This window comes from Flavobacterium notoginsengisoli, assembly GCF_014207905.1.
Classification (GTDB): domain Bacteria; phylum Bacteroidota; class Bacteroidia; order Flavobacteriales; family Flavobacteriaceae; genus Flavobacterium; species Flavobacterium notoginsengisoli_A.
On sequence record NZ_JACHLB010000002.1, the window covers coordinates 501,120 to 523,435 of the forward strand.

General features: G+C 42.2%; 22 protein-coding genes. 11 read left to right on the forward strand and 11 right to left on the reverse strand.

Annotated elements, in window-relative coordinates:
* Positions 1-52 precede the first annotated feature (52 nt).
* The 4 genes from HNP35_RS09055 to dinB all read right to left on the reverse strand — a co-directional run bounded on the left by HNP35_RS09055 (position 53) and on the right by dinB (position 5,412).
* Complete coding sequence (locus tag HNP35_RS09055; RefSeq protein WP_184160524.1) at positions 53-370, reverse strand: DUF3606 domain-containing protein; 318 nt, start codon at positions 368-370, stop codon at positions 53-55.
* Between the two features lie 130 nt (positions 371-500).
* Positions 501-1,115, reverse strand: coding sequence for an alpha-ketoglutarate-dependent dioxygenase AlkB family protein (locus HNP35_RS09060; RefSeq protein ID WP_184160526.1), 615 nt, complete (start codon positions 1,113-1,115; stop codon positions 501-503).
* A gap of 55 nt (positions 1,116-1,170) precedes the next feature.
* Positions 1,171-4,227: a DNA polymerase III subunit alpha gene (locus tag HNP35_RS09065; RefSeq protein WP_184160528.1), complete on the reverse strand. Its 3,057-nt coding sequence runs from the start codon at positions 4,225-4,227 to the stop codon at positions 1,171-1,173.
* A gap of 3 nt (positions 4,228-4,230) precedes the next feature.
* Complete coding sequence (dinB, locus tag HNP35_RS09070; RefSeq protein WP_184161242.1) at positions 4,231-5,412, reverse strand: DNA polymerase IV; 1,182 nt, start codon at positions 5,410-5,412, stop codon at positions 4,231-4,233.
* Between the two features lie 395 nt (positions 5,413-5,807).
* Between dinB and HNP35_RS09075 the strand changes: the two genes are divergently transcribed.
* The gene (locus tag HNP35_RS09075; protein WP_184160530.1) at positions 5,808-6,257 is read left to right on the forward strand and encodes a response regulator; all 450 of its coding nucleotides are present in this window, start codon (positions 5,808-5,810) and stop codon (positions 6,255-6,257) included.
* Between the two features lie 72 nt (positions 6,258-6,329).
* Here HNP35_RS09075 and HNP35_RS09080 read toward each other — a convergent pair whose 3' ends face one another.
* Entirely contained in the window at positions 6,330-6,578 is a 249-nt protein-coding gene (locus HNP35_RS09080; protein WP_246453416.1) for a DUF6965 family protein, read from the reverse strand.
* A 724-nt stretch (positions 6,579-7,302) separates the two neighbouring features.
* Here HNP35_RS09080 and HNP35_RS09085 point away from each other — a divergent pair.
* From HNP35_RS09085 to HNP35_RS09095, 3 genes are all read left to right on the forward strand, one after another.
* Positions 7,303-7,758 carry a hypothetical protein gene (locus HNP35_RS09085; RefSeq protein ID WP_184160532.1) on the forward strand — a complete coding sequence of 152 codons (456 nt, stop codon included), beginning with the start codon at positions 7,303-7,305 and terminating at the stop codon, positions 7,756-7,758.
* A 257-nt stretch (positions 7,759-8,015) separates the two neighbouring features.
* Positions 8,016-8,156 (forward strand): hypothetical protein, encoded by a 141-nt coding sequence (locus tag HNP35_RS09090; RefSeq protein WP_179005270.1) that lies wholly within the window; start codon positions 8,016-8,018, stop codon positions 8,154-8,156.
* 135 nt (positions 8,157-8,291) lie between these two features.
* Positions 8,292-8,501 (forward strand): hypothetical protein, encoded by a 210-nt coding sequence (locus tag HNP35_RS09095; protein WP_184160534.1) that lies wholly within the window; start codon positions 8,292-8,294, stop codon positions 8,499-8,501.
* A gap of 440 nt (positions 8,502-8,941) precedes the next feature.
* Here HNP35_RS09095 and HNP35_RS09100 read toward each other — a convergent pair whose 3' ends face one another.
* Positions 8,942-9,700, reverse strand: a complete 759-nt coding sequence (locus HNP35_RS09100) for an SDR family oxidoreductase (RefSeq protein WP_184160536.1) — start codon at positions 9,698-9,700, stop codon at positions 8,942-8,944.
* A 230-nt stretch (positions 9,701-9,930) separates the two neighbouring features.
* A complete protein-coding gene (locus HNP35_RS09105; RefSeq protein WP_246453418.1) occupies positions 9,931-12,114 on the reverse strand; it encodes a hypothetical protein in 2,184 nt (727 codons plus the stop codon).
* A gap of 604 nt (positions 12,115-12,718) precedes the next feature.
* Here HNP35_RS09105 and HNP35_RS09110 point away from each other — a divergent pair.
* The 7 genes from HNP35_RS09110 (at position 12,719) to HNP35_RS09140 (ending at position 19,499) form a co-directional block, all read left to right on the forward strand.
* Positions 12,719-13,885, forward strand: a complete 1,167-nt coding sequence (locus HNP35_RS09110; protein WP_184160540.1) for a zinc-dependent alcohol dehydrogenase — start codon at positions 12,719-12,721, stop codon at positions 13,883-13,885.
* A gap of 179 nt (positions 13,886-14,064) precedes the next feature.
* Positions 14,065-14,352, forward strand: coding sequence for a hypothetical protein (locus tag HNP35_RS09115; protein ID WP_184160542.1), 288 nt, complete (start codon positions 14,065-14,067; stop codon positions 14,350-14,352).
* Between the two features lie 415 nt (positions 14,353-14,767).
* Positions 14,768-15,391 (forward strand): ferritin-like domain-containing protein, encoded by a 624-nt coding sequence (locus HNP35_RS09120; protein ID WP_184160544.1) that lies wholly within the window; start codon positions 14,768-14,770, stop codon positions 15,389-15,391.
* 345 nt (positions 15,392-15,736) lie between these two features.
* Entirely contained in the window at positions 15,737-15,970 is a 234-nt protein-coding gene (locus HNP35_RS09125; protein ID WP_184160545.1) for a hypothetical protein, read from the forward strand.
* Between the two features lie 266 nt (positions 15,971-16,236).
* Positions 16,237-17,403: a PQQ-dependent sugar dehydrogenase gene (locus HNP35_RS09130; RefSeq protein ID WP_184160547.1), complete on the forward strand. Its 1,167-nt coding sequence runs from the start codon at positions 16,237-16,239 to the stop codon at positions 17,401-17,403.
* Between the two features lie 2 nt (positions 17,404-17,405).
* The gene (locus HNP35_RS09135; RefSeq protein WP_246453420.1) at positions 17,406-18,131 is read left to right on the forward strand and encodes a gluconolaconase; all 726 of its coding nucleotides are present in this window, start codon (positions 17,406-17,408) and stop codon (positions 18,129-18,131) included.
* Positions 18,132-18,398: 267 nt separating this feature from the next.
* On the forward strand, positions 18,399-19,499 hold the full coding sequence (locus tag HNP35_RS09140; RefSeq protein WP_184160549.1) for a catalase family protein: 1,101 nt from the start codon (positions 18,399-18,401) through the stop codon (positions 19,497-19,499).
* 96 nt (positions 19,500-19,595) lie between these two features.
* Here the strand turns inward: HNP35_RS09140 and HNP35_RS09145 are convergent, their stop codons facing one another.
* The 4 genes from HNP35_RS09145 to HNP35_RS09160 form a co-directional block, all read right to left on the reverse strand.
* Complete coding sequence (locus HNP35_RS09145) at positions 19,596-19,820, reverse strand: hypothetical protein (RefSeq protein WP_184160551.1); 225 nt, start codon at positions 19,818-19,820, stop codon at positions 19,596-19,598.
* Positions 19,821-20,112: 292 nt separating this feature from the next.
* Complete coding sequence (locus HNP35_RS09150) at positions 20,113-20,268, reverse strand: hypothetical protein (RefSeq protein ID WP_184160553.1); 156 nt, start codon at positions 20,266-20,268, stop codon at positions 20,113-20,115.
* Positions 20,269-20,533: 265 nt separating this feature from the next.
* On the reverse strand, positions 20,534-21,103 hold the full coding sequence (locus HNP35_RS09155) for a hypothetical protein (RefSeq protein WP_184160555.1): 570 nt from the start codon (positions 21,101-21,103) through the stop codon (positions 20,534-20,536).
* Between the two features lie 713 nt (positions 21,104-21,816).
* A complete protein-coding gene (locus tag HNP35_RS09160) occupies positions 21,817-22,269 on the reverse strand; it encodes a carboxymuconolactone decarboxylase family protein (protein WP_184160557.1) in 453 nt (150 codons plus the stop codon).
* Positions 22,270-22,316 lie beyond the last annotated feature (47 nt).

Here is a 22,316-nt window from a genome sequence, read left to right on the forward strand (position 1 = left end):
TTACTTTTTATAAAGCAATGATTAATAGGGATGCCGATACGTTTTTTGCAACTTAAAGCTGTGATAGTTTTGAAGGGTCTGTTGCCTCTTCAATGCTTTTTCCTTCCTGATTGTGATGTTCACTATTCTCCTTTTCATCATGCCAGGGACCGTCTTTCAAACGGACGGTTTCTGAGGCGCTTTCTCTGGAAGGAGGTGTTTCATTCAAGTGCCCGGTTACTTCTTCCTCAGTAGTGCCTGCTGCCCTTACTGCATCTTTTAATATCTCTTCAGGCACATTTAACTTTTCAGCCCATTGCTGGATTTCAGCCTGCTGTGAAATATCAATATGAGCGTTCTGCTCTTGTCCGTTATTATGTAGATTTTCCATGATTTTTAAAATTTAATAGTTAATTCCAAAGTTAACATGACAGAAAAATAAAGCTGTTATATTTTAAGCCCCTATTATTATAGGATTGCTATGGTTTTCAGTTGGTTAGAAAGGAGTCGTTATTTTATATTTACCTGACCTGACGAAAGGTAAGGTTGATCCTAGGCAGTACGGGACGGGCTGTCTTAGGCACCTGGTGCTCCCAGTAGGTATTGGTGCTGCCTGCCATGAGAAGAAAGGTTCCGTGGTGCAGCGGAATCTCGATTGGCGCCATATCTTTGAGCATTTTATGGCGCAGACGGAACAAACGCGTTTCTCCGAAAGTCACAGAAGCGATGTTCATATTCTTATTGCTCGATGAGGTCTTGTCGCTGTGCCATCCTACACCATCGGTGCCATCTCTGTACAAATTGAGCAGTACGCCGTTAAAGTTTATGCGGGTTTCCTTTTCCACGCGCTCCCTGATCTGGAGCAGTTCCAAAGGCCAATCCGGATTGGATTTTCGCTCCGGCCTGCTGCTGTCCCCGTACCAGGAGATCATGCGGGGGGCTGTAACCACTTTGTCATACATGGGCATTTCATATTCCCTCCACCGTGTGCCGTGGTATAAAACATTGTAGTAATGATCAGATTCAGCTTTGCTGAAAAAATTATCAATCAACAGCAGGTCGGCATCAGGGACGTCAAATATTCTCCTGCCGCCATTGCCTGATGAAAAAATTTCGGTGTCATTAAAAAGCATCATGTTCTTTATTTTTTTAGTTCATACTCAGTGCAGGCCTAAAGCCGAAAGAAGCCTGTTAATTGCTCATTTTAAGCCTTGGAATATTGATTTCATGTTCCTGCGGATAGGGAGCGCGATGGGTCATGCTCACATCTTCGCGTATTCTCTGCTGCGCCCTGTATTTCCAGTCGTTCTCCTGTTCATAGCGCGGATCCGGTATAAAGGGCATTTTAGCCATCTTGGTAACCGTTATGGTGGGGAAATGGTAATCCACTTCCACACTGCCCAGCAGCAGGTAGCACCCTCCTCCCTGAAAAGGATATAGAGCCAGGCTGTCGGTAAAATGCGCCGTATCAAAAAGCTGCCCTTCAGCATCAATCCAGGTTCCGAAATACATGGCGCCCATCTTTGTGGGCACATGCTTTCGCGAGATCAGATAGGCCAGCATTCGCACCTGTTTTTTATGATGGTCCAAAAGGTCTTTTGCCATGACACTGCCCCTGAAAGGAGTCTGAAGCAGGTCAAAGGGGGAACAGGAGACCGGAAAGCCCAGCAGTTCAATCTCATCAAAGGCATCTTCAAAAGCAGAACGTTCCAGCTGGGGAAGAACAAATTCCTTTACAGGCTCATGAAGCAGCATCGGTGCGCGGTTCTCGGGCTTGAAGTTTACCAGAATTAGACGGGCAATGACCAGCAGCTGGTTTTTTGTTTTCCCGGTGAACCTGAATGCGCCGATGAAAATCAGAATCTGTATGGCTTCAATTCCAATGGGTATGCGGTTGATAAAATCTTCCAATGACTTGTAAAGCCCGTTTTTTTCCCGTTCCTGCTGGATCAAAACAGCTGTTTTGGATTCAAGGCTCTGCAGGTGCATGAACCCCAGATAGACATCAGAACCATACAAAGTGGTTTCCAACTCGCTTTTGTTCACGCAGGGATTGTGCACTGCCGCCCCTGACATCTTCGCTTCGTGGACATACACTTCGGTGCGGTAGAAACCACCCTGATTGTTGATTACCGCCACCATAAATTCGATTGGATAATGCACTTTCAGATACAGGCTCTGGTAGGTTTCCACGGCATAGGAGGCTGAGTGCGCCTTGCAGAAAGAATAGCCTGCAAAGGACTCGATCTGGCGGTATATTTCCTGGCTGAGCGCCAAGGGGTGCCCCTGGGCCGCGCAGGATGCAAAAAAATTGTCTTTTACTTTCTGCAATGCGGCTTTGGAGCGTCCTTTTCCAGACATGGCACGGCGCAGGATATCCCCGTCGGCGGCCGGAAGCCCGCCGTAATGCAGGGCAATTTTAATGACATCTTCCTGATATACCATAATGCCGTAGGTTTCCCCGAGCTGCTCTTCGAACACCGGATGGAAATATTCAAACCTGTCGGGATGATTGTGCCTGAAGATATATTCCTTCATCATTCCCGACTGCGCCACACCGGGACGGATAATGGAGGAGGCAGCCACAAGGGTTTTATAATTGTCGCATTTCAGGCGCCGCAGCAGCCCTCTCATGGCAGGGCTCTCGATATAAAAACAGCCTATGGTTTTTCCCATTGAAAGAAAGCTGTTGCAGCTGGCTTCATCTTTTGAAATCGTGGTGTCACGAATATTGAGCCTTATGCCGCGATTTTTCTCAATCAGTTTTACGCTGTCGTCAATATGTCCGATGCCGCGCTGGCTCAGGATATCAAACTTTTCAAGGCCGATATCTTCGGCCGTATGCATATCAAAAAGCACTATTGGAAATCCCTTGGGAGGCATCTCCAGTACGGAATAATTGGTGATGGGCTCTTCGGAAATCAGGATCCCGCAGGAGTGCATGCTTCTCTGGTTGGGGTATTTCTCCAGCATCATTCCATAGTGCTGCACCTCTCGGACCACTTCATTTGTCGGATGCAGCGTCATCGGGTTTTTGGCCAAGGCATCGAGCTCTTCCTTTGGAAGCCCGAAAACCTTGCCGACCTCACGGAAGATAGATCGGTATTTGAACTCCACATTGGTGCCGCAGAAAGCCACATGCTCATAGCCATAGCGGGAAAAGATGTATTCGAGGATCACGTCGCGTTCCTTCCAGCTCCAGTCGATATCAAAATCGGGAGGGCTTTTTCGGTTCAGGTTCAGAAAACGCTCAAAATACAGATCCAGCTCCAGAGGGCAGATATCGGTAATGCCTAGACAGTAGGCGATGATGCTGTTGGCGCCGCTTCCTCTCCCAATATGCAGAAACCCCTGAGAGTTGCTGAAACGGATGATATCCCATGTGATTAAGAAATAGCCGCTGAATTCCAGCTGGTCAATCACCTTGAGCTCGCGGAACATCCTTAATTTTGCTTCTGCATTATTTTTTCCATAGCGCCATTCCAGCCCCTGCTGGGCAAGGGTTGTGAGCAGCTGCAAGTCGTCTTTTTTATTGTTGGTGTAGTATTTCTTGTTTTTCGGCGTTTTGAAATCAAACTCAAAATTGCACTGCTCAATAATCATTTCCGTATTGGAAATAATCTGCGGATATCCTTCGTAACATTTAAGGACCCTGCCGGGATCCACCATAACCTCCGTCTGCCTGCAATAGTCTGTAGCAGAAAGGCGCGAAAGGATCACATTCAGGTCAACAGCCCTCAGTATCTTATGGAGCTTGTATTCCGTTTTGGTGCGGAAGGTTACCGGCTGGAGCACGACCATCTTGTCTGTTTTGGTCTTCCAGTCACTGAGAATCAGCATAGGGGTCTGTTCGGGGCGCAGGCCGATGAATTCATGTCCCTTTAGAACGGCGGGCACATTCTCCAAGGGATAAACCACAAAAACATTTTCAAAGTCCGGAGCCGACAAAGGAAGCGGGGTATTCTCAAAATTATGATGGGTCAGAAAACGGTTCATCTCAGCAAGACCTGCTGCATTTTTCGCCAGTCCGATATAGCGCAGTTCATGCTGTGAGCGGAATTCGATCCCCACAATAGGCTTAATGCCAGCTTTCTGGCATTGTTTTATAAAATCATAGATATCTGTTACTGTATTGATGTCAGTCAATGCCATAGCTTTGACATCTAGGGCAGCAGCCTTGGATATCAGATCCTCAAGCGGTATGGTGCCATAACGCAGGGAGTGGAAGGAATGGCAGTTGAGATACATGATTTATTTTTTGCGTTTTAAGATTTCATTTTTGGTATTGGGTTTGAAGGAAGCGCCGGCGCATCGCATCACCGCATCAAAGCCGTAACGGTTTTTCATCCGGTCCATAGCCTGATAGAGCGCCAGCATTTCCTGGGTATCGTTAAAAAGGTCGATCTGATAGGTCCCCCGCACCAGTCCGCTGAAACGCACCCCAATCAGGCGCAGGCGCATCCGGCGCTGGTAGAGCCTGCCAAAAAGATCCATTGCGGTCTGGGTCAGGATATGATCTGCTGAGGTATACTGCACCCTGCACTGCTTTGTTTCTGTATCAAAGTTGGCATACCGGATCTTGACCGTAACCGTTGAGGTCAGCCACTGCTCGGAGCGCAGCTGATAGGAAAGCTTCTCGACCATCCCAAGGATAACCCTTCCCAGTTTATCTATATCGATTGTATCCTGAGAAAAAGTGTGTTCTGTGGAAATCGACTTTCTTTCCGTGTAGGGCTCCACGGGATTGTTGTCAATGCCGTTTGCTTTTTTCCATAGTTCGATCCCGTTCTGTCCGATCATGCGCTGGAGCGCTTCGGCGGGCATTTCAGAAAGGGTCTTGATGGTGCGTATCCCGATGCGGGAGAGCAGCTGGAAGGTTTTGTCGCCCACCATCGGTATTTTGCGCACTGAGAGCGGGTTCAAGAAAGACTGCACCAGATGTTCGGGGATCTCGAGGTTCTGTTTCTGTTTTCCTTCACCGGTTCCGATCTTGGATACGGTTTTATTGACTGAAAGGGCAAAGGTGAGGGGAAGGCCGGTTTCCTTTGTGATGCGCTGTGCGAGTTCATCGGTCCATTTGTAGCTGCCGTAGAATCTGTCCATTCCGGTGATGTCCAGATAAAATTCATCAATGGAAGCTTTTTCCACCACAGGAGCTTTCTCCTGAATGATTTCGGTCACATCATGGGAAAGCCTTGAATAGAGTTCCATATCGCCTTTCATGACTTTGGCCTGCGGACAGAGCCTGAGCGCCATCTGGATGGGCATGGCCGAGCGCACCCCGAAACGGCGCGCCTCATAGGAGCAGGAAGCCACAACGCCGCGCTCGCCCCCGCCGATAATCAGCGGAATCCCATTAAGCTCTGAATTGGTAAGCCTTTCGCAGGAGACGAAAAAGGTGTTCATATCAATGTGCACAATAGCCCGGTTCATAATCTTTATCATTTATACCTGTCAAAATTAGTACAGATGATAACAATTTTTAAAAATATTATGTTCTAAATAGTAACAAAAAATCAAAATACTGATTTTACGGGCGGTCTGGATTATGCTGCAATTAAGCAGAAAGACTTTATTCAGAATTTACGGCAGGTCTTTATTTTGGATTTTTTTAAACCGGCGCCGCATATTTTGATTTTTCCAAACAGGCATTTCAGCCCACAGAAATCATCTTTTTTTGAAAGTTTTTTCTTTTAGAAAAAAAGAATTATCTTTACAGTTACCACCAAAAAATGTAATTCTATTTTCAATAGTCTAAGACCTAAGTTTTTTTAACCGCTGCGGCTTTCAGATCTATTTTTAATTGCCGCACTATAAATTTAAAAGCTATGTCACAAAAGCAGAATTGGGAGAAGATTATTTATCTGGCCGAAGATGACGAAGATGACAGACTGCTGTTTGCTGATGCTGTCGAAGAATTAAACCTGCCTGTTCTGGTAGTGCAGACGGCAGACGGCTGCGAACTGCTGGAAACCCTTGAAAAGGCGAAGCATCTTCCTGAAACGATATTTCTGGATATCAATATGCCCCGAAAAAACGGATTTGAATGCCTTAAAGAAATTCGAAACAGCGGCAGCGATTTCAAAAATATAAAGATTATCATGCTATCCACCAGCAGCAGTGCGATGCATATCCGGACCGCCTATAATCTCGGGGCGGATTATTATGCCGTAAAACCGCCTACCTTTATGGAATTGAAAGATCTTTTAAAGGGGATTTTGGACAGGGACCTTAAGACCTTAAGAAAAGAGATGGAAAAAAAACTGCCAGCCTGTTAAAGATAAAAATAATGATGAGGGATCTGAATGCTTGCGGATCTTTAATCAGACAAGATCTTACAGGACGGGGGTTTATTCTTGAGGTACAGTTTCTTTTTCAGAGCTCCCTTGACTGGGCATGATGCGTTTGATGTGCAGGTAAAAATCCTTGAGATGCCACCAGGCCGGGCATCTCTCTACAGGACCGTTGAAATTGCGGATGCCGATGTAGCAGCTCTTCAAAAAAAGCTGCGTATCTGTAATCTTTGCCCAGGGCTTCCATTCCACCTCAAGGGGAGGAGGAAACGCTTCAAAATGTCTTTTTATATCTTCGTAATTCATGCTGCAAAAATAATCCAAAACCATATAACAGACAAGGCAGGCATTGCTTTTACAGCCCGCCGGGCTTCTATTTTCGATCAGGGTTTTTCACTATTCTGGAGCCCAGCCCTTTGCCCGTATTTGACCTGTACTTTTTTGCCAGAATGATTTGGTTTTATATCGTTAAGGCCAAAGCGTGCTGCCTTTTTTTTTAAGGACGTATAAATACCATTTGTACGCCGCCAGATCCGGAGAATGATTAAATCAAATTGTCAAAAGAATGGGCTTAAGCCTTAAAAAGCTGTAATTCTAAAAGGATATACTGTAAGTGATCTGCCTTAGGTTTTGGTAAATTTGCTATATACTGGTAAAGGTAAACAGCAATTTAATCAGTCAGAAAAAAAACAGGGGACCGGCGGGGTTCGTCTGAAGGTTCTGTACAATGATTTAGTTAGTTACCGCATACCATTTCAGGCACCCGCCGGCTGCCAGAAAGCTCCTTGAATTTTGAGGGGCTTTTTTTGTCGGCGGACGTGCGCTGTAAACTTTATGCGCATCAAAGAAAATCAGAAAACTGCAATTCTTTCATTTTTTTTATTTTAGTATTGTATTTATTTCAAGTGCAATTATTAGATTATCAGTGGTTTATTGCTGTGTATTTTGTAAGAGCTGTATTTTAATTTTATAACGCAGCGGGGAAAAGCTGTGTTAAATTTGAAGTTTATATGAATAAAATTTAATTATTATGAAAACAGCATACTCATCCACTGTTCCTAAGGAATTAAGCAGCGGCCTGATCATTTTTGCAGGAGTTGCGCTTTTCTTTTTACTCATGGAGTTTTTGAATCTCTCCCATGTATTTTATCTGCGTTTATTAAATGTGTTTTTTATATTTTACGGCGTAAACAGGATTTTAAACATTAACCTTGCCCAAGGACAGAATAATTTTCTTTTTAATGCGGTATCAGCCATGATTACTTCCTTTATAGGCGTAGTGCTTAGTCTTGCTGCACTTATGATCTACAGTTATGCCCGGGGAGGCGACCATTACGTTGAATCCTTGTCCCAGACCTTTATGTTCGGAGCGGAACCTTCGGTTCCCATCTATATCCTTTGCCTTTTATTTGAAGGAAGCGCTTCGTGTATTGTGGTAACACTTGTTCTGATGCTCTGCAGAAACAGCAGTTTTAGAGCCGATTAAATATTTTGTTTTCAATTTTCGGCCTTTCATTGAAACAAGGATCTTTTTCTGCACATACGGAAGGATTTAATTTATTGATTTTTAATTATGTAAGCATTCTGTCAAAAAAATAGGGCTTTCTTTCCCAGCTGGCTATTTTATAAAACAGGAATGCAGGATGTTCCAATTATGAAAAACCTGATTTTAAAGCTGTAAGCTTTTTAAATCATGGGGCAGTATTTTTACTTTTTCTTTAAAAATTATAAAACCACAGCGTAATGAAACTATTTAAAAGCAATAAAAAGCACATCATCGACCGTGCACAGCAATCACAGAAGAGAAAAGGAGCTATAATAAATGCAATGGTCATTTCAATAGTATTCTTTATTGCCGTGCTGCTGGTTTCAGTAATAGTGTAACGGCGGTCTATTTAAAAAAAACTTGCTGATTTTTAGATTTTACCATAAAGTTTTGTAATAAAACACTTAAATTATGTAAGAATATAAGCAGGTTTTCTTTTAACTTGGGATTTCAAACTAAAAAAATATATTGTTATGAAAATCAATCTTAAATCTGGGTTTGCAGTTCTGCTGGTGCTTGCAGGGCTTTCCATTTCGTGTAAAAAAAATGAGACAGTTCCTGCTGAAACCAATGATACTTATGCAGACAGCTCTGCTGTTGTGGCTGATACCATCAGTACGGTTCCAGCCGATACTGTTGGGACCGATACCTCTAATACCATGACTCCGCCGCCAGCAAAGTAGGTTCTTAATTAAAATAAATGGTGATTATTAATTCGAAAAGCCTGCAGAAATATAATTTCTGCAGGCTTTTTAATTTTTTCCAGCTTAGCCATTGCCTTGTAAATATTTGTATAAGTTTCAAACCTAAGCTTTTTAGCAATTGATTTTCCTGGATTCCTATTTTATGGAAAGGCAATACGCCACGATTTTGCCACAGAACTTAGACCGGTGAAATATCTTTAAAAACCGCCTTAACTTTTTGTGGCAAAATTGAAGGCAACTCCAAATCTGGAAATATTCGAAACCATATTTATTTAAACTTGATTTTGCCAAATTTAATTTCAAAAAGAATGTGCCAAGGTGATTGGAGGAAATTATTGAGAACGGATTAAAAAAACTGCTGTATCCATAAAATGTATATTTACGGATCTTTATCAAAAGCTTGAATAAATGCGTTTCTATTAAATGATCTGCAGGTGCGGACGGATCTGCATCGTAACGATATCGCATCTTTTTGGCTGCGAGAGACAAAACAAAGTGCTCATTGCAATATCGTAAGCTTCCAGCATCTCCAGTTTCTCAACTTTCTCGTGCTGCACTTTCTTCGGATCGGTCTGCATGTCGCTTGTCACAGCGCCCGGTTCAATAAGGGAAACCTTGATCCCAAGAGGATTTAGTTCCTTGCGAAGTGAGGTGCTGAATCCGCGAATGGCTGTTTTTGTGGCTACATAAATGGTGCTTTCCGCCGTGCGGCTCTCTGCGCTCATTGACCCGATATTGATGATATGTCCTGATTTGTGCTTTTTCATTCGTGCAGCAGCTGCCTGAGCAAAGGCAAGATAGCCGGTAATGTTGGTATCGATCGCATATTTGTAATCCTCATAAGTTTCCTCTGTTAGTCCCGGGGCTGCAACGGCCGCATTATTAATAAGGATGTCTATTCCACCGAGCTTGGTATCTGCTATTGACAGTATTTTGTCAATGTCCTCCTTTTTGGTAACATCGGCGGGAGTACCGTAAAGTTCGCTGTCGGGGAACTGCTTTTTTATATCTGCAACGGCTTTATCAAAATCTTCCTTATCCCTTCCAAAAATAAGTACGCGCCCGCCGAGAGAAACCAAGACATCGGCAATTGCTTTTCCTATTCCGGTTGTTCCACCCGTTATAACTATTTTTTTATCCCTGATGTTCTGTCCAAAGTAATTTGTTAATTTTTCCATAAGTGTTTTTTTTAAAGTTATTATTATCTATTCTGTCCGGCATACCAAATTGAAATGTCACGGTAATACAGTGTCATAGTATGAAATTGGTGCGCAAATCTGGTTTTATCTATGCCATATTACTATATACTGATGCACATACTAAAAAAAAACATATCTGCGATCATTCTTTCCTGTAGATCTTTATGTTCATTTTTACATTCTGGACCTTTAAACTGCAGGATCAAAAATTACCACTGAATTTTTACGGTACCCCGGCCTGAAATTTTATACTCGTGTATATTCGCATTTGCTGTAAAAGGTTTTTGTGTTTGCTTATCCTGCAAGACCTCCATTTTAATGCTGCTGTTTTTAATTTTTATAATTTTTAAATTGCAGTTCAAGTCTTTATCACCATCTAATTTTATGGTGACTGTATTTCCCCTTTTACTTTGGTGAATAATGGGATAATCAACAAAAAGTAGAAACTCATCGCCAATTTTGATGTACTGCCTTGGCACGACACCAAAGGCCATTCCGGCGCCATAGACTTCCTGACCGACCTGACCGCTTTTCTCCCAGCCGTTGTATAAATCTTCAAGTGGAATCCACAGATCAGCCTGAACTTCTCCGGTTTTAACTTCTTGAGAAATCATATCAAAAGGGAGCATAGCGGGATAGTAATAGGCAATCCTGCCGACAGCATATTTTATAAACTCGGGAATTAGTGTTCTCAGCGCTGGGAGAATCTCAATATCTTCTGCCTGAACCATATATTCTGACAAGGCAGCATAGACCTCCATCTCCTCATATGCGGCGGTATAAGGGGCATCATTCAAGGGAAAAATGGAGAAGAAATTGGTATAATTTTTACCAAATCCGTATCTGCAGTCATAAAGCTGAATATTTTTAAATAATCCCGTAAGACATGTGTAACTTAAATCGAGGTAAAGTTTTTTATTGGTAATTTTGTATAATTCCAATAAAGCCCCGGCTGCAAAAGCAGTGTTATTGGCTTGATACAGAATGTTTAATCCGAGTCCTTCCAGTTTTTTTGCCGCTTTTTCTGCTTCGTTCAAGTATCGTTTTTCTTTAGTTATTTTAAAAAGCAGCAGCATTAAATGCGCGTATGCCCCTGGAACATCCCTTTCTCCTCCAGCGCCTGGTGCCGTTTCTTTTTTGATGACCTCAAGGGTTTCCATATTATAAAATACAGGCCACTCATAATTGAAATGGTGCGCCGTTCTTATAACATATTCTATCGAGTCAAGCACAAGTTTTTCTGAAGTTTTATCACCCCATAAGGCAAGTCTGGCCAGATTCATCAATGGATGATGCAGATACCAGGAATCCATCACCATTTCTTTTTTCTGCTCTTCGGACTGATCCAGTTTGTCAACCATCGAGGGAAGCCAGCGGTTTATGCAGTTTATTTTTTCATCATAAAATGCAGGTAATCCGTTAATTAAATCTTCGCAGATAGGCAGTTTTTCGCCGCCCCATTTTTCATATTCTTTAAAAGGAGCCAATACGGCAAGCTGGACCATACTTTCGGGCGGCGTTTCGTAGCCGCATAAGTAGGCATTTAAATAGGGGATTCCTTGCTTTTGTGTCCAAGAACCCTTATTAGTCTTTAAATCTGAAACCACTTTCTGGGCAATTTCCGGCCAGTTGTGGTATTCGATCCGCGGCTGTTCAAGCAGTTTATATATCGTGACCAGGTTATTTAAAAAATGCTCGCATATTGTTGTTGTCTGATCAAATATCTCAGTATTAAAAACGACATAGGCATTCGAGATAGTGAAGGCTTTTCCCGCCGGAAGAGGCAGTTTATCAGTGGTCGGGAGTTGAAACCCGATTTCGGGCCAGATTCCGCCTACAGTATTTTTGGATTCCGTTTCCGTAGCTTCACAATACTCGGATAGGGATGTAAGGTTTTGAAAATAAAAAAACGAACCTGTCTGCGGTTTTGTAATGCTCGCAAAAAGAAGTCCGGAGCGGGATCCGAACTGTTCCATGTGAATTTTCCCGGAAGTGTTAGCAATATTCCCGCTTTGCGTCAGCGGAATTATGTCCCTCGGCCAAAATGGCATCAAAAGAGGAATATTAGCATTGAAGGATGTGGTGTAATGCAAAACTGGTGCTTCGGCAGAGGGAAATTCAATACGGACCTCATAATTGCCAAGTCTGGAATTCAGTACTACGATTACAATATCATGGTCTTCAAAAAGATTGATAACTTCAAAACAGCTGTTCATGGCAAATGCGGCACGAAAGGCTATTTTCCCATTACCGGGCATTATAGCAACAATCCAAAGCGAATCGCCCGTATTATAAAGTTGATAAATGGAAGAAAGAATTTTTTTCTCCAAAAGTATTTCACTATTTTCAATATCTGCCTGGGCAGTTGCGCTCCATGGTGTAACTGTATGCATATTGATCATTTTTAGTTTATAAAAAGTGATATCCAGTGAATAACGAATGAGAGATTCAGCCTGTTTTTAGAGGCACATTAAAATTATTCCCAGTAAAGAGAACAAAACCAGTAACAACCGCTCCTACAGAGAGCAGAAGGAAATAAGTTAATAGGCCGTAATTTCTAAAAAAGGCATCCATCATCCAATTGGTTTATATCAAATTTCGGCATATCGCTCATTTTTCTTCTTACATAATTTATACTTGTTTTTACAAGATTTTCCAAAGACCGAGAATTGGTCATGATAAATGATTACTCTCCTGAAATAGATCTGGACCAAAGCTGGTCTCAAGAAAAAGAACGGAGACAGTAAAATAAAAATCTTGTAGAAGGAAATTGGAAACATACTATGCCTATTGGGCTTTCTTGCGCGTGCCAATGACGGGCCCTCTAGGCTGATTCACTAAGATAAAATTGTCTGCAGGTTATTGCCAATACGTGATGCGGAGCGGGGATCATACCTGCACAACAGTGTTTTATCTGTAAGAATTGCAACTGATCCTGTAAAATTAATGCCTTAAATTATAGTTACTTAGCTGTCTATTAATTTTAAAAAGGACATCATGAAAGCAGCAGTTATTCACGGACCTGGTTCGATTAAATATGATACGGTAGAAGATCCAAAAATCATAGCACAGGATGATATTATTCTAAAAGTTACTTCCACGGCAATATGCGGATCGGATCTGCATATTTATTCTGGTGCCATGCCAACAGCTCCCATGGTGCTTGGCCATGAATTTATGGGTATCGTGGAGGAAACGGGCTCGGCTGTCACACACCTGAAAAGAGGGGACCGCGTTGTGGTGCCTTTCCCGATTGCCTGCGGGAATTGTTTTTTCTGCAATCACGATGTTCCGGGCAACTGTGAGCACAGCAACCCGGAACATTACGGTCCTGAGGGTGGAATTCTCACAGAGAAAGGCGGGGCACTTTTCGGTTATACAGACCTCTATGGCGGGTATGACGGAGGTCAAGCACAGTATGTGCGCGTACCATATGCCAATTATGGGCCTAGAGTTGTTCCTGAAGACCTAAGTGATGAGCAGCTTCTTTTTCTAACCGACATATTCCCGACAGGCTATACCGGGGTCGACTGGGGGGAAGTCAAGGGCGGGGAAACCGTAGCGATATTTGGTTCGGGACCTGTTGGTATCATGGCGGCCAAAAGCGCCTGGCTTAGAGGCGCGGCGCAGGTCATTGTAGTTGACACACTTCAGTTTAGACTCGATAAAGCTAAAGCTACAGCGGGCTGTACCACAATTCAATGGCAGGATGGGCCTAAAGATGTTGTTGAACAGATTCGTTCTCTAACAAATGGCCGCGGCGCAGATGTCTGCATTGACGCGGTTGGATTTGAACCGGACCGTAATTTAGCGGACCGTATAAAGGCAACCATCAATTTCGAAAAAGGATCAACAAAAGTTTTAGAAGCCTGCATGAGCGCCGTAAGAAGAAGCGGAATTGTTTCTGTTTTGGGTGTTTATCCTGTCAACTATGATAATTTTCCGATAGGACAGTTTTTTGATAAAGGGATAATCCTAAAAGGAGGGCAGGCTCCGGCTCACAAACACATTGATAAACTTTTAGAATATGTGGTTCAGGGAAAGGTGAAGCTAGATGACATTATAACGCACAGACTGCCGTTGAGTGAGATTTCACATGCTTACGATATTTTCAAAAAACGTGAAGACGGATGTGTAAAAGTAGTACTTGATCCATGGAAATAGAAATAATTCTTCAACGCGTCATGCTTATTATATTTAAAAACCGATTGCGTTAAATATAATTATCGCTCTGGTTATTAATTGTTTAAAGTACTAAATCTGTAAATACTTCATTTAATGATATAACGATCTCGACTTCTAAGATATTAACTTTGAGCTTATTGAAACTAAAATAGTACATTATGAAAACGATATTAAAAACTTCATTCCTTACACTGATCTTTGCCCTGGTACTATCTTGTAAAAACAATCAGAATTCCAGCACAGATCCATACGCAGATGAAACAGATTCAACACAGGCAGCTGTTGACAGTATTGGAGCTGACTCGGATACGACCCGTACAAGTACAAATGGAACAACTGGTGCTACCGGCGAGGGTTCGACTGGTTCGGGTTCGGATGGAACTACGCAGAAAGGGACTACAACCATAAACAAAGATTCGACATCTACCAGTAAAGGCAGTAACTAGTTGCCAAGGTTGATTTTATTTATATTTCTCTTTAAACCTGCATCCTGTTTGGATGCAGATTTTTTTTTTGTGCACAATCCTTCTATCTTTTGGAATTTAAACGTTTAAAAAACCGTGCATCCTTGGTGCCTGCTGCTACATTTTATGCTTCTTATAGTTTTTCTCATTCGTAGTAAGCGCGATGGCGGTTTCAAGCAAACTGGTTCTTCAAAATACTAGCAGCCTTTAGTGTTTTTAAGTGTAATAGTTTCGAATAATTATTGGCAGCTTTTGTTGCCGATGTATTAATTCGCGTCTGTAACCTGCTGATTTTTATTACTATGAGGTTTGAATACTGTAAGATATAACGCATCATTATGTAAGGCTCTCTGTTGATGGCTTTGTAAATTTGGATATAATCTTAAATTAAAAAATTATGGCAACTACAGCAAAAAAAACTACGGCGAATAAAGTAAAAAGTACGGCATCCAAAAGTACTGCATCAAGAAATACTGCAAAAACAGCATCTAAGAGCGCAGACGGAAAAGTAAAAGCAAAATCGACTGCTGCCGATGGACTAAGAGAACTATTTGTAGATTCATTGAAAGATATTTACTGGGCAGAAAAAGCCCTGACTAAAGCATTGCCAAAAATGGCTAAGAATTCGACTTCCGAGAACCTGATAACTGCTATCAACGATCATCTTAGCGTTACAGAAGAACAGGTTAAAAGACTGGAGCAGGTTTTTTCTTTAATTGGCGAGAAGGCTACGGCCAAGAAATGCGATGCAATGGAAGGACTTATCAAGGAAGGAGAAAGCATTATGGAAGAAACCGAAGCAGGACCTGTTCGTGACGCAGGAATCATAGCAGCGTCTCAGAAAATAGAGCATTACGAGATTGCAACATACGGTACATTGGCAGCTTTTGCTACTACACTTGGCGAAGATGATGCGGTACTGCTGCTGGAGAAAACATTGGCGGAGGAAAAAGAAGCAGATACACTGCTTACCGAGGCAGCCTATAATACCATCAATTTTGATGCAAACGAGGAAGATTAGGCCTAGGAATAATATCACTAATGACGATAATATAAAAGTTGGCCTGTACTGTGAGTACGGGCTTTTTTTATAAGCGTTACTAATATGCAAATTACCTGAAGTTCAGATTAGGTGTTGTAATCCGGTTAATAAATACAAATCCAGAACCTCGCAGGTTATAATATAATCTACAGCTCATCGAAATGAAGGTGAAATTTACAGGTCAGGCCTGCAGTTAGCCTATAGTATTTGTATTAAAAACTTATAAGAGATGTCCAGCTGATGCAAGTTTTGGAGTACTGTATTTTTCCATATATGATATTATACTTATTTTTATTATGCAACATTTAAAAATTACAAGATTAAATGAAAGATTTATTAGAAAAATTTGAAAAGGATTTGAAAATACATCTAGAAAGTACTTTTGCATCGTCCAATGGGGAAGATCCGATCAGAAAGTTGGACGAAACAGAAAAGACTGTCTGTGATTACGTCGACAATTACCTTTTGGAATCTTCCCTTATCGCAAAAGATGTGGAAAGATCTGTACAGCTGATTTTGGACGAATTTGCTAAATCAAAAATTAAATACATCCAATAACCGACGAGGAAATTTAGTTTGTAAAAATTTTTGTCCTGTCTCACTATCTAGTACTGCCGGTGAGGACTCATTTCTGCCTGCCAGACCATTTTACCCATTCCAGTCCTACTTGAATTTTCCCATCTGCTGTAAATCCTATAAGTATTAGAGCATATCTTGTAATTGATTACTATTTATTGGTAATACTTTTGGATACGTAAATAACGTATAATATTCTCATTTTGAAGTATTTGTGTAACTATTAACAACTAATTAATTTACGCTATATGAAAACGAAATACCAGTTTACTGCGTTTCTATGTGTGATGGGGCTGCTTTCCTACGGCCAGAAAGGCATACCTCCTAAAGAAGATACAAAGAAAGTGACCATTACCAATTTCCCTACCCATCTTGAGTACAGTTCCTCGCTCGCATCGGACCTTAAAACGGCAAATGGCTGGCAGGCAGCGCCTGCTGCGACTGGACTTGGAAAACCAAGGATGCTGTATATCGGCAAAAAAGGCCAGCTCTATGTTACAAGACGTGATGCTGGAGATGTGCTGATGCTGACCGATACAGACAAAGACGGCAGGTTTGACGATATGACACGTGTAGCTGATTTTCCAGGAGTACACGGCATTACGGCCAAAGATGATTTTATGTACCTGTGCAATAACAACAAAGTGCTTAGATATGCATTAAATGCTGATGGAACTTTGGGCAAAGTCGCCGATACGCTGATTAAAGATCTGCCGAGCGGCGGGCAGCACGCGAACCGCACGATGGATTTCGGACCTGACGGCAAATTGTATATCTCAGTGGGAAGCGTCTGCAACGACTGTAAGGAAAGCGATAAGGAAACTGCCGCCATGCTGCAGGTGGACCCTCAGACTTGGAAAAGAACGCTTTGTGCTTCAGGGCTTCGTAATACGATCGGTTTTGACTGGCAGCCGCAGACCAAAGAAATGTGGGGTGTGGACAACGGAGGAGACACTAAAGGAGACGACTGGCCACCTGAAGAATTAAATAAGATTATTATGGGAGGCAATTATGGATTTCCTTTCGCTTACGGTAAAAAGGTAGTGGACCAGAGCAGGGAAGACCCTGTGGGCAATACAAAGGAGGGCTGGGTCAAACCGACCCAGGGATCTATACTGGATTTCCCGGCGCACAGTGCCCCGATTGCTTTTGCATTTTTCGACAGCGGCAGAAATAAAGGAGATGCATTGGTGTGCTGGCACGGCTCATGGAACAGGCAAAATCCGAGCGGTTACAAAGTGGAACGCATCAAATTTGACAGCAAGGGTAATCCCACAGGGTCCGAAGATTTCTTAACGGGATTTCTAATTGGCAACGAAAGATTTGGCAGACCCGCCGGACTGGCGATCGGTTCTGATGTGGTTTATATATCAGATGATGCAAATGGTATTATTTACGCACTCAAACAAAAATAAAGATGAAAAAATATATTATACTACTGTTAGCAGCTCAGTTAACATGGGCTCAGCAGCCGACAAAACGCATTGAATTTGAAGCGCCTGAAAGTTATCCCGAGGGAGTGGCTTTCGATAAGGCTGCCGATGTGTTTTATGTATCCTCGGCAAGACTGGGTACCGTTGGAAAAGTTACCAAAGAGGGCAGGTATTCGGAATTATATGCCGATAAAACCCTGAAATCAACTTATGGGCTTAAAGTACATCCCGACGGAAAAAGGCTGTTTGTCTGTGCAGGCGATGCCAACTATAGCAAATTCAGCACGCCTGATACCAAAAAGAAAATGGCAAGGCTTCTTATACTTGACCTTAAAACAGGTAAGAAATTAAATGATATTGATCTGGCCGGCCTTATTGCTGGAGAACATTTTCCTAATGACCTGGCTTTTGACAAAGACGGGAATGCTTATATCACGGATAGTTATGCTTATGCTGTGTATAAAGTGGACACAAAAGGAACAGCGTCTGTGTTCAGCACAAACGAACTGCTTAAAACAACAGGAGTCGGACCCAATGGAATTGTTTATCATCCGGAAGGTTTTCTGCTGGCAGCAAACAATGGGAAAGGAGCACTTATAAAATTGCCGATTTCAAATCCCAATAGCGGGACAAAGGTAAAAATAGACCAGTTCTTTCCAAGCGCAGACGGTATGCTTTTAAATAACAATTCCACTTTGACACTAGTGTAGAATGGAGGAGTAAACAAAATATTCAAGATTAAAAGCACCGATAATTGGACTAAGGCGGAGGTTTCGGAATCCACTTCTGTAGAAGACCGTTTTGCCTTTCCTTCTACTGCGGCTGTTTCGGGCAGTGAAACCTGGATCATGAATGCGAATTTCAGCGAACTTACTGAAGGTAATAACGTACCATCAAAAAAGTTTTCCCTGCAGCAGGCCGTGTTTGCTCCTGTAAAAAAATAAAAGATTAAAAAACAATAACATACCATACCATACATGATAGAGTATATTCCTTATAGCGATTCGATCGAAGTAATACAGCCCGATGAACTTGAAATAAGCCGGAAGATCGTGGATTCGATGGCAAGGGTTAACCGCCTGATGTACGAGAAATACCGACATGCCATACGCGATGCGCATGCCAAAAGCCATGCTGTATTGAAAGGCGAGCTTAAGGTATATGATAACCTGCCCGAACATCTGGCGCAGGGGTTGTTTGCCAAGGCCGGAACTTATCCAGTAATTGTGCGCTTATCAACGGCGCAGGGCTCCATCGTACCCGATAAAATGTCAGCATTCAGGGGTATGGCCATAAAAGTAATCGGAGTGGAAGGAGAAAAGCTGCTGCCAGAACTCTCAGACGCTGTGACCCAGGACTTTCTTATGGTAAATTATCCTGTCATTCCAACCGGAACGATAAAGGAATACCTCAAGATGCAGGAGGGGCTGGAAAAGCAGGCCGAAAGCGGGGAGCTCTTTCAGGAAATCGCGCAGAAGGCCGCTGTCGGGGTGCAGAATGTACTTGCCGCAGTAGGTCTTGCTGATGATACCAATCAATTGAGCGCACCGGGACCACATATCCTTGGGGATACTTATTTCAGTATGGCAGCACTGCGTTTTGGGGATTATGTGGCCAAAATAAATGTTAAGCCACTTTCGGATAATGTAAAGGAATTAGCGGGGAAGAAAATTGATAAGGATATTATCGACGCAGATGAGCACGCTTTTTTAACAAAAATTGTAGCTGATTTTTTCCAGTCTGCTACAGCGGAATATGAAATCGGCGCACAGCTCTGCACCGATTTGGAAATCATGCCCGTGGAAGACGGATCCGTGCAGTGGCCCGAGGACCAGAGTCCTTATCAGCCTGTTGGTAAAATTACTTTTCATCCGCAGCAAACTTTCAGTCCCGAGCGCCGTGTGTATGCAGACGACACGTTGAGTTTTAATCCGTTTCACAGCCTGGCTGATCATCGTCCGCTGGGCAATATTATGCGGGTGAGACAACTGGCCTATGAAACTTCAAGCCGATACAGACACCATATGAATGCTAAGGCAAGGATAGAACCAGTCAGCATTGACCAGCTGCCAGATTAATTGCCGCCCCGTAAAATAATAGATTAAAAAAGCCTGCGAGATGATTGCATCACGCAGGCTTATATACTTTGGTCATTCTCGGAAAAAGTAATATCTTTAATCCTCATCATCTTCATCGGCTTCAGATTCATCTAAAGTTCTTCTGTCGGCATCGTCATGATCCAGTTCGGTAGGCTGGTGGTCGGCAGACCTTTCGTCCTTATAATGCTGGTTCACGCCCGGATCGGTATATTCCATGGTTTCGGACTGGATGGATTCTTCCCCCATATGATACAAACTGTCGTCCTGACGGTAAGTATCGTAGTTTTCTTGTGGTATCATAATGTTAAAATTAGATAGTTAATAAATGCTGCTTTATCTGCAGTCTTTTCTTTCTTGTAATTTAAAGAGCAGTAAAGTTACGGTAGAAAGAGCCGGATTATATTACAGTCTGTATCTGTTTAATTACATTATTTTCAGATTATTATTGTTTTAACTGTCAGCCAATTAAATGCAAAGGTCATTGCTGTGCGCACTTTAGCAGGCATCATGATGGGGAAATGACGTATTACAAGGATGCAGACTCAGAAACTGTTATAAGGCGACTGAGAGCTGCCAAGCTTTCCGGCAGTCATTAATTTTTTGAAACAGTAAGTGAGTCGTTTTTGATTATATAATTTTCTTTGCGGTTCGAGGCATCATTTTCATCTTCGCATAGCGCTTCACAGCTGATGTGCAGCGCCGCCATTAAAACTGATAGTATAACAACTTTGGAAAATAGTGCTTTCATAATTTTTTTTTTGGGGTTAGCTTAAAAGTACTTCACTTAATAAAAATAATGTACTCTAAAATTCTGAGCTTATATTTTTTTTGCACTTTGTTATATAATTTTAAGCAGATGGTCTTTAATTTCCAACTTAACAGTATGCGTAATAAGCAATAGGCAGATTCTTAAATATAGTTTGGCCTCAGCTGTCTGATGCGGTTATAAAAACGAAATCATATAAAAAACCGTTATTCGTAACTGTTTTATATGGAAAGAAAAGGTAAGTGTATCAAAATTTTCGTTGGGATGGTCTGTAATTGTGGACTGCACCATTATCTGTTTCATCTCTGACGCGTTCATCTTCTTTAAGCTCTTCGTTGCCAAGTTCCCCAATTTCAAATTCCTTGTTAACGGGGTTATCGTGATCGGGTTCAATGGTTTCGAAGCCGCCACTTTGAGTTTCATCACTCTGGGGCGCGTCAATGTCAGTTTCAAAACCTTCAGAAGGATCATTATTTATAAGATCCTCTTCAATGTCCTTCTCGGTTATATCTTTCGAGCCGCTGTCGGATTCATTATCAAGATTTTCTGAATCGTATGGATTACTGTCTTTATCACTGTCCTGCACGTCTGAATTGCGGACTTTTAATTTCTGCGGGTCCGCGTCTGAAGGTTTTTGGTGGTCGGATCCGCTGCCGATCTCTTCCGTGCTCAGATCATCTGCGTAATCGGGTTCGGCATTCTCTGTAAAAGGGTGGTCGGAAGGGGAGGCGGTTTTCTGCTCTCCCTGCTTGCCTGAATCTGTATTTTGGAAATTTTTGTCATTCTGACGCTCATTTTCCTTTTTATCTGTTTTCATCACATTATATTTTTAAATTATTTTTTTGCTATCGCGTGCCGCTAAGGGATTGCCCCGCAGGGAGGATCGCTGCAGCTCTCTGGATGCATAATGCTTCTTTAGCAAAATTATAGCGGAGAGGTACAATTTTCTTTACAGAATAATGAATTCCAGTTATAAAATAGCAATCAGACAAGCAGGCAGATCCAATATCATACGGATATATGCTTCAAATACTGATATGCAGCATAGCTGCTGCATCAAGCTGCTTTGCTGCAAACAATAATTCTCTCGAAAAGAACATTTGTCACAGTGAAAATCATCCAGCGGAATGTTGCCGCAGCGCAGGGAATGATAGGCATGGCAGTTGAGAAACATGATTTATTTTTTGCGTTTTAAAATTTCGTGTTTATTGTTAGGTTTGAAAGAGACGCATGCGCATCTCCTCACGACGTCAAATCCGTAGTGGGTTTTCATCCTTTCCATTGCCTGAAAGGAAAGGCCGTGTTAAAAGGCAGTTTTTAAAAGAAATCTTTTTTTATTTTATTCATATTTTATTTTATTCATATGCTGCCGGGGCTGAGTTCTTATTTTTGAATTGTGATGCTGCTGATTGGCTTTGGTATTCCTGGAAAAGAAATGAGCCCGAAACAGACGGGCTCATTATTATCAGATCTGATTATAATTCTAAAGTTTTTTATGGAGTCTCTTTAAGCCCGCACTTGTTTGCAGTTTTATGCCAGACTTTGTCCTATAGGCAGTCGGGTGCTCAGTACAACCCTGTTCCAAAGATTTATGGTAATTACGGCAGTTATGATATCTGCAATCTGGTTTTCGCTGAAAAAATGCACGGCGTTTGAATAGGTCTGGTCTGATAATCCCTGTTGATGTATTAATGTTATTTCTTCCGTTATCGCCAGCACTGCTTTTTCTTCTTCTGTAAAAATATCCCCCGCTTCCCTCCAGGCGCTCAGGAGAAAAATGCGCTGGTTTGTCTCGCCGTTTTTAACCGCGTCCTGGGTATGGATGTTGATGCAGTAGGCGCAGCCGTTGATCTGAGAGGCGCGGATCTTTATGAGTTCTTTGGCTGTCTCGGAGATGGAAATCTTTGAAAGATAGCTTTCAAGGCCGATCATCGCTTTGAGTGCATCAGGGGCGGCCTGCTTGATGTTTAATCGTTTTTGCATGGTATTATTCTTTTAAATTGTTCCATGCAAAATTGGATAATATGAAA

Excerpts from the sequence above, each read along its gene's own strand:
- HNP35_RS09055 (WP_184160524.1), bottom strand. The coding sequence starts at position 370 with ATGGAAAATCTACATAATAACGGACAAGAGCAGAACGCTCATATTGAT.
- HNP35_RS09060 (WP_184160526.1), bottom strand. The coding sequence starts at position 1,115 with ATGATGCTTTTTAATGACACCGAAATTTTTTCATCAGGCAATGGCGGC.
- HNP35_RS09065 (WP_184160528.1), bottom strand. The coding sequence starts at position 4,227 with ATGTATCTCAACTGCCATTCCTTCCACTCCCTGCGTTATGGCACCATA.
- dinB (WP_184161242.1), bottom strand. The coding sequence starts at position 5,412 with ATGAACCGGGCTATTGTGCACATTGATATGAACACCTTTTTCGTCTCC.
- HNP35_RS09075 (WP_184160530.1), top strand. The coding sequence starts at position 5,808 with ATGTCACAAAAGCAGAATTGGGAGAAGATTATTTATCTGGCCGAAGAT.
- HNP35_RS09080 (WP_246453416.1), bottom strand. The coding sequence starts at position 6,578 with ATGAATTACGAAGATATAAAAAGACATTTTGAAGCGTTTCCTCCTCCC.
- HNP35_RS09085 (WP_184160532.1), top strand. The coding sequence starts at position 7,303 with ATGAAAACAGCATACTCATCCACTGTTCCTAAGGAATTAAGCAGCGGC.
- HNP35_RS09090 (WP_179005270.1), top strand. The coding sequence starts at position 8,016 with ATGAAACTATTTAAAAGCAATAAAAAGCACATCATCGACCGTGCACAG.
- HNP35_RS09095 (WP_184160534.1), top strand. The coding sequence starts at position 8,292 with ATGAAAATCAATCTTAAATCTGGGTTTGCAGTTCTGCTGGTGCTTGCA.
- HNP35_RS09100 (WP_184160536.1), bottom strand. The coding sequence starts at position 9,700 with ATGGAAAAATTAACAAATTACTTTGGACAGAACATCAGGGATAAAAAA.
- HNP35_RS09105 (WP_246453418.1), bottom strand. The coding sequence starts at position 12,114 with ATGCATACAGTTACACCATGGAGCGCAACTGCCCAGGCAGATATTGAA.
- HNP35_RS09110 (WP_184160540.1), top strand. The coding sequence starts at position 12,719 with ATGAAAGCAGCAGTTATTCACGGACCTGGTTCGATTAAATATGATACG.
- HNP35_RS09115 (WP_184160542.1), top strand. The coding sequence starts at position 14,065 with ATGAAAACGATATTAAAAACTTCATTCCTTACACTGATCTTTGCCCTG.
- HNP35_RS09120 (WP_184160544.1), top strand. The coding sequence starts at position 14,768 with ATGGCAACTACAGCAAAAAAAACTACGGCGAATAAAGTAAAAAGTACG.
- HNP35_RS09125 (WP_184160545.1), top strand. The coding sequence starts at position 15,737 with ATGAAAGATTTATTAGAAAAATTTGAAAAGGATTTGAAAATACATCTA.
- HNP35_RS09130 (WP_184160547.1), top strand. The coding sequence starts at position 16,237 with ATGAAAACGAAATACCAGTTTACTGCGTTTCTATGTGTGATGGGGCTG.
- HNP35_RS09135 (WP_246453420.1), top strand. The coding sequence starts at position 17,406 with ATGAAAAAATATATTATACTACTGTTAGCAGCTCAGTTAACATGGGCT.
- HNP35_RS09140 (WP_184160549.1), top strand. The coding sequence starts at position 18,399 with ATGATAGAGTATATTCCTTATAGCGATTCGATCGAAGTAATACAGCCC.
- HNP35_RS09145 (WP_184160551.1), bottom strand. The coding sequence starts at position 19,820 with ATGATACCACAAGAAAACTACGATACTTACCGTCAGGACGACAGTTTG.
- HNP35_RS09150 (WP_184160553.1), bottom strand. The coding sequence starts at position 20,268 with ATGAAAGCACTATTTTCCAAAGTTGTTATACTATCAGTTTTAATGGCG.
- HNP35_RS09155 (WP_184160555.1), bottom strand. The coding sequence starts at position 21,103 with ATGAAAACAGATAAAAAGGAAAATGAGCGTCAGAATGACAAAAATTTC.
- HNP35_RS09160 (WP_184160557.1), bottom strand. The coding sequence starts at position 22,269 with ATGCAAAAACGATTAAACATCAAGCAGGCCGCCCCTGATGCACTCAAA.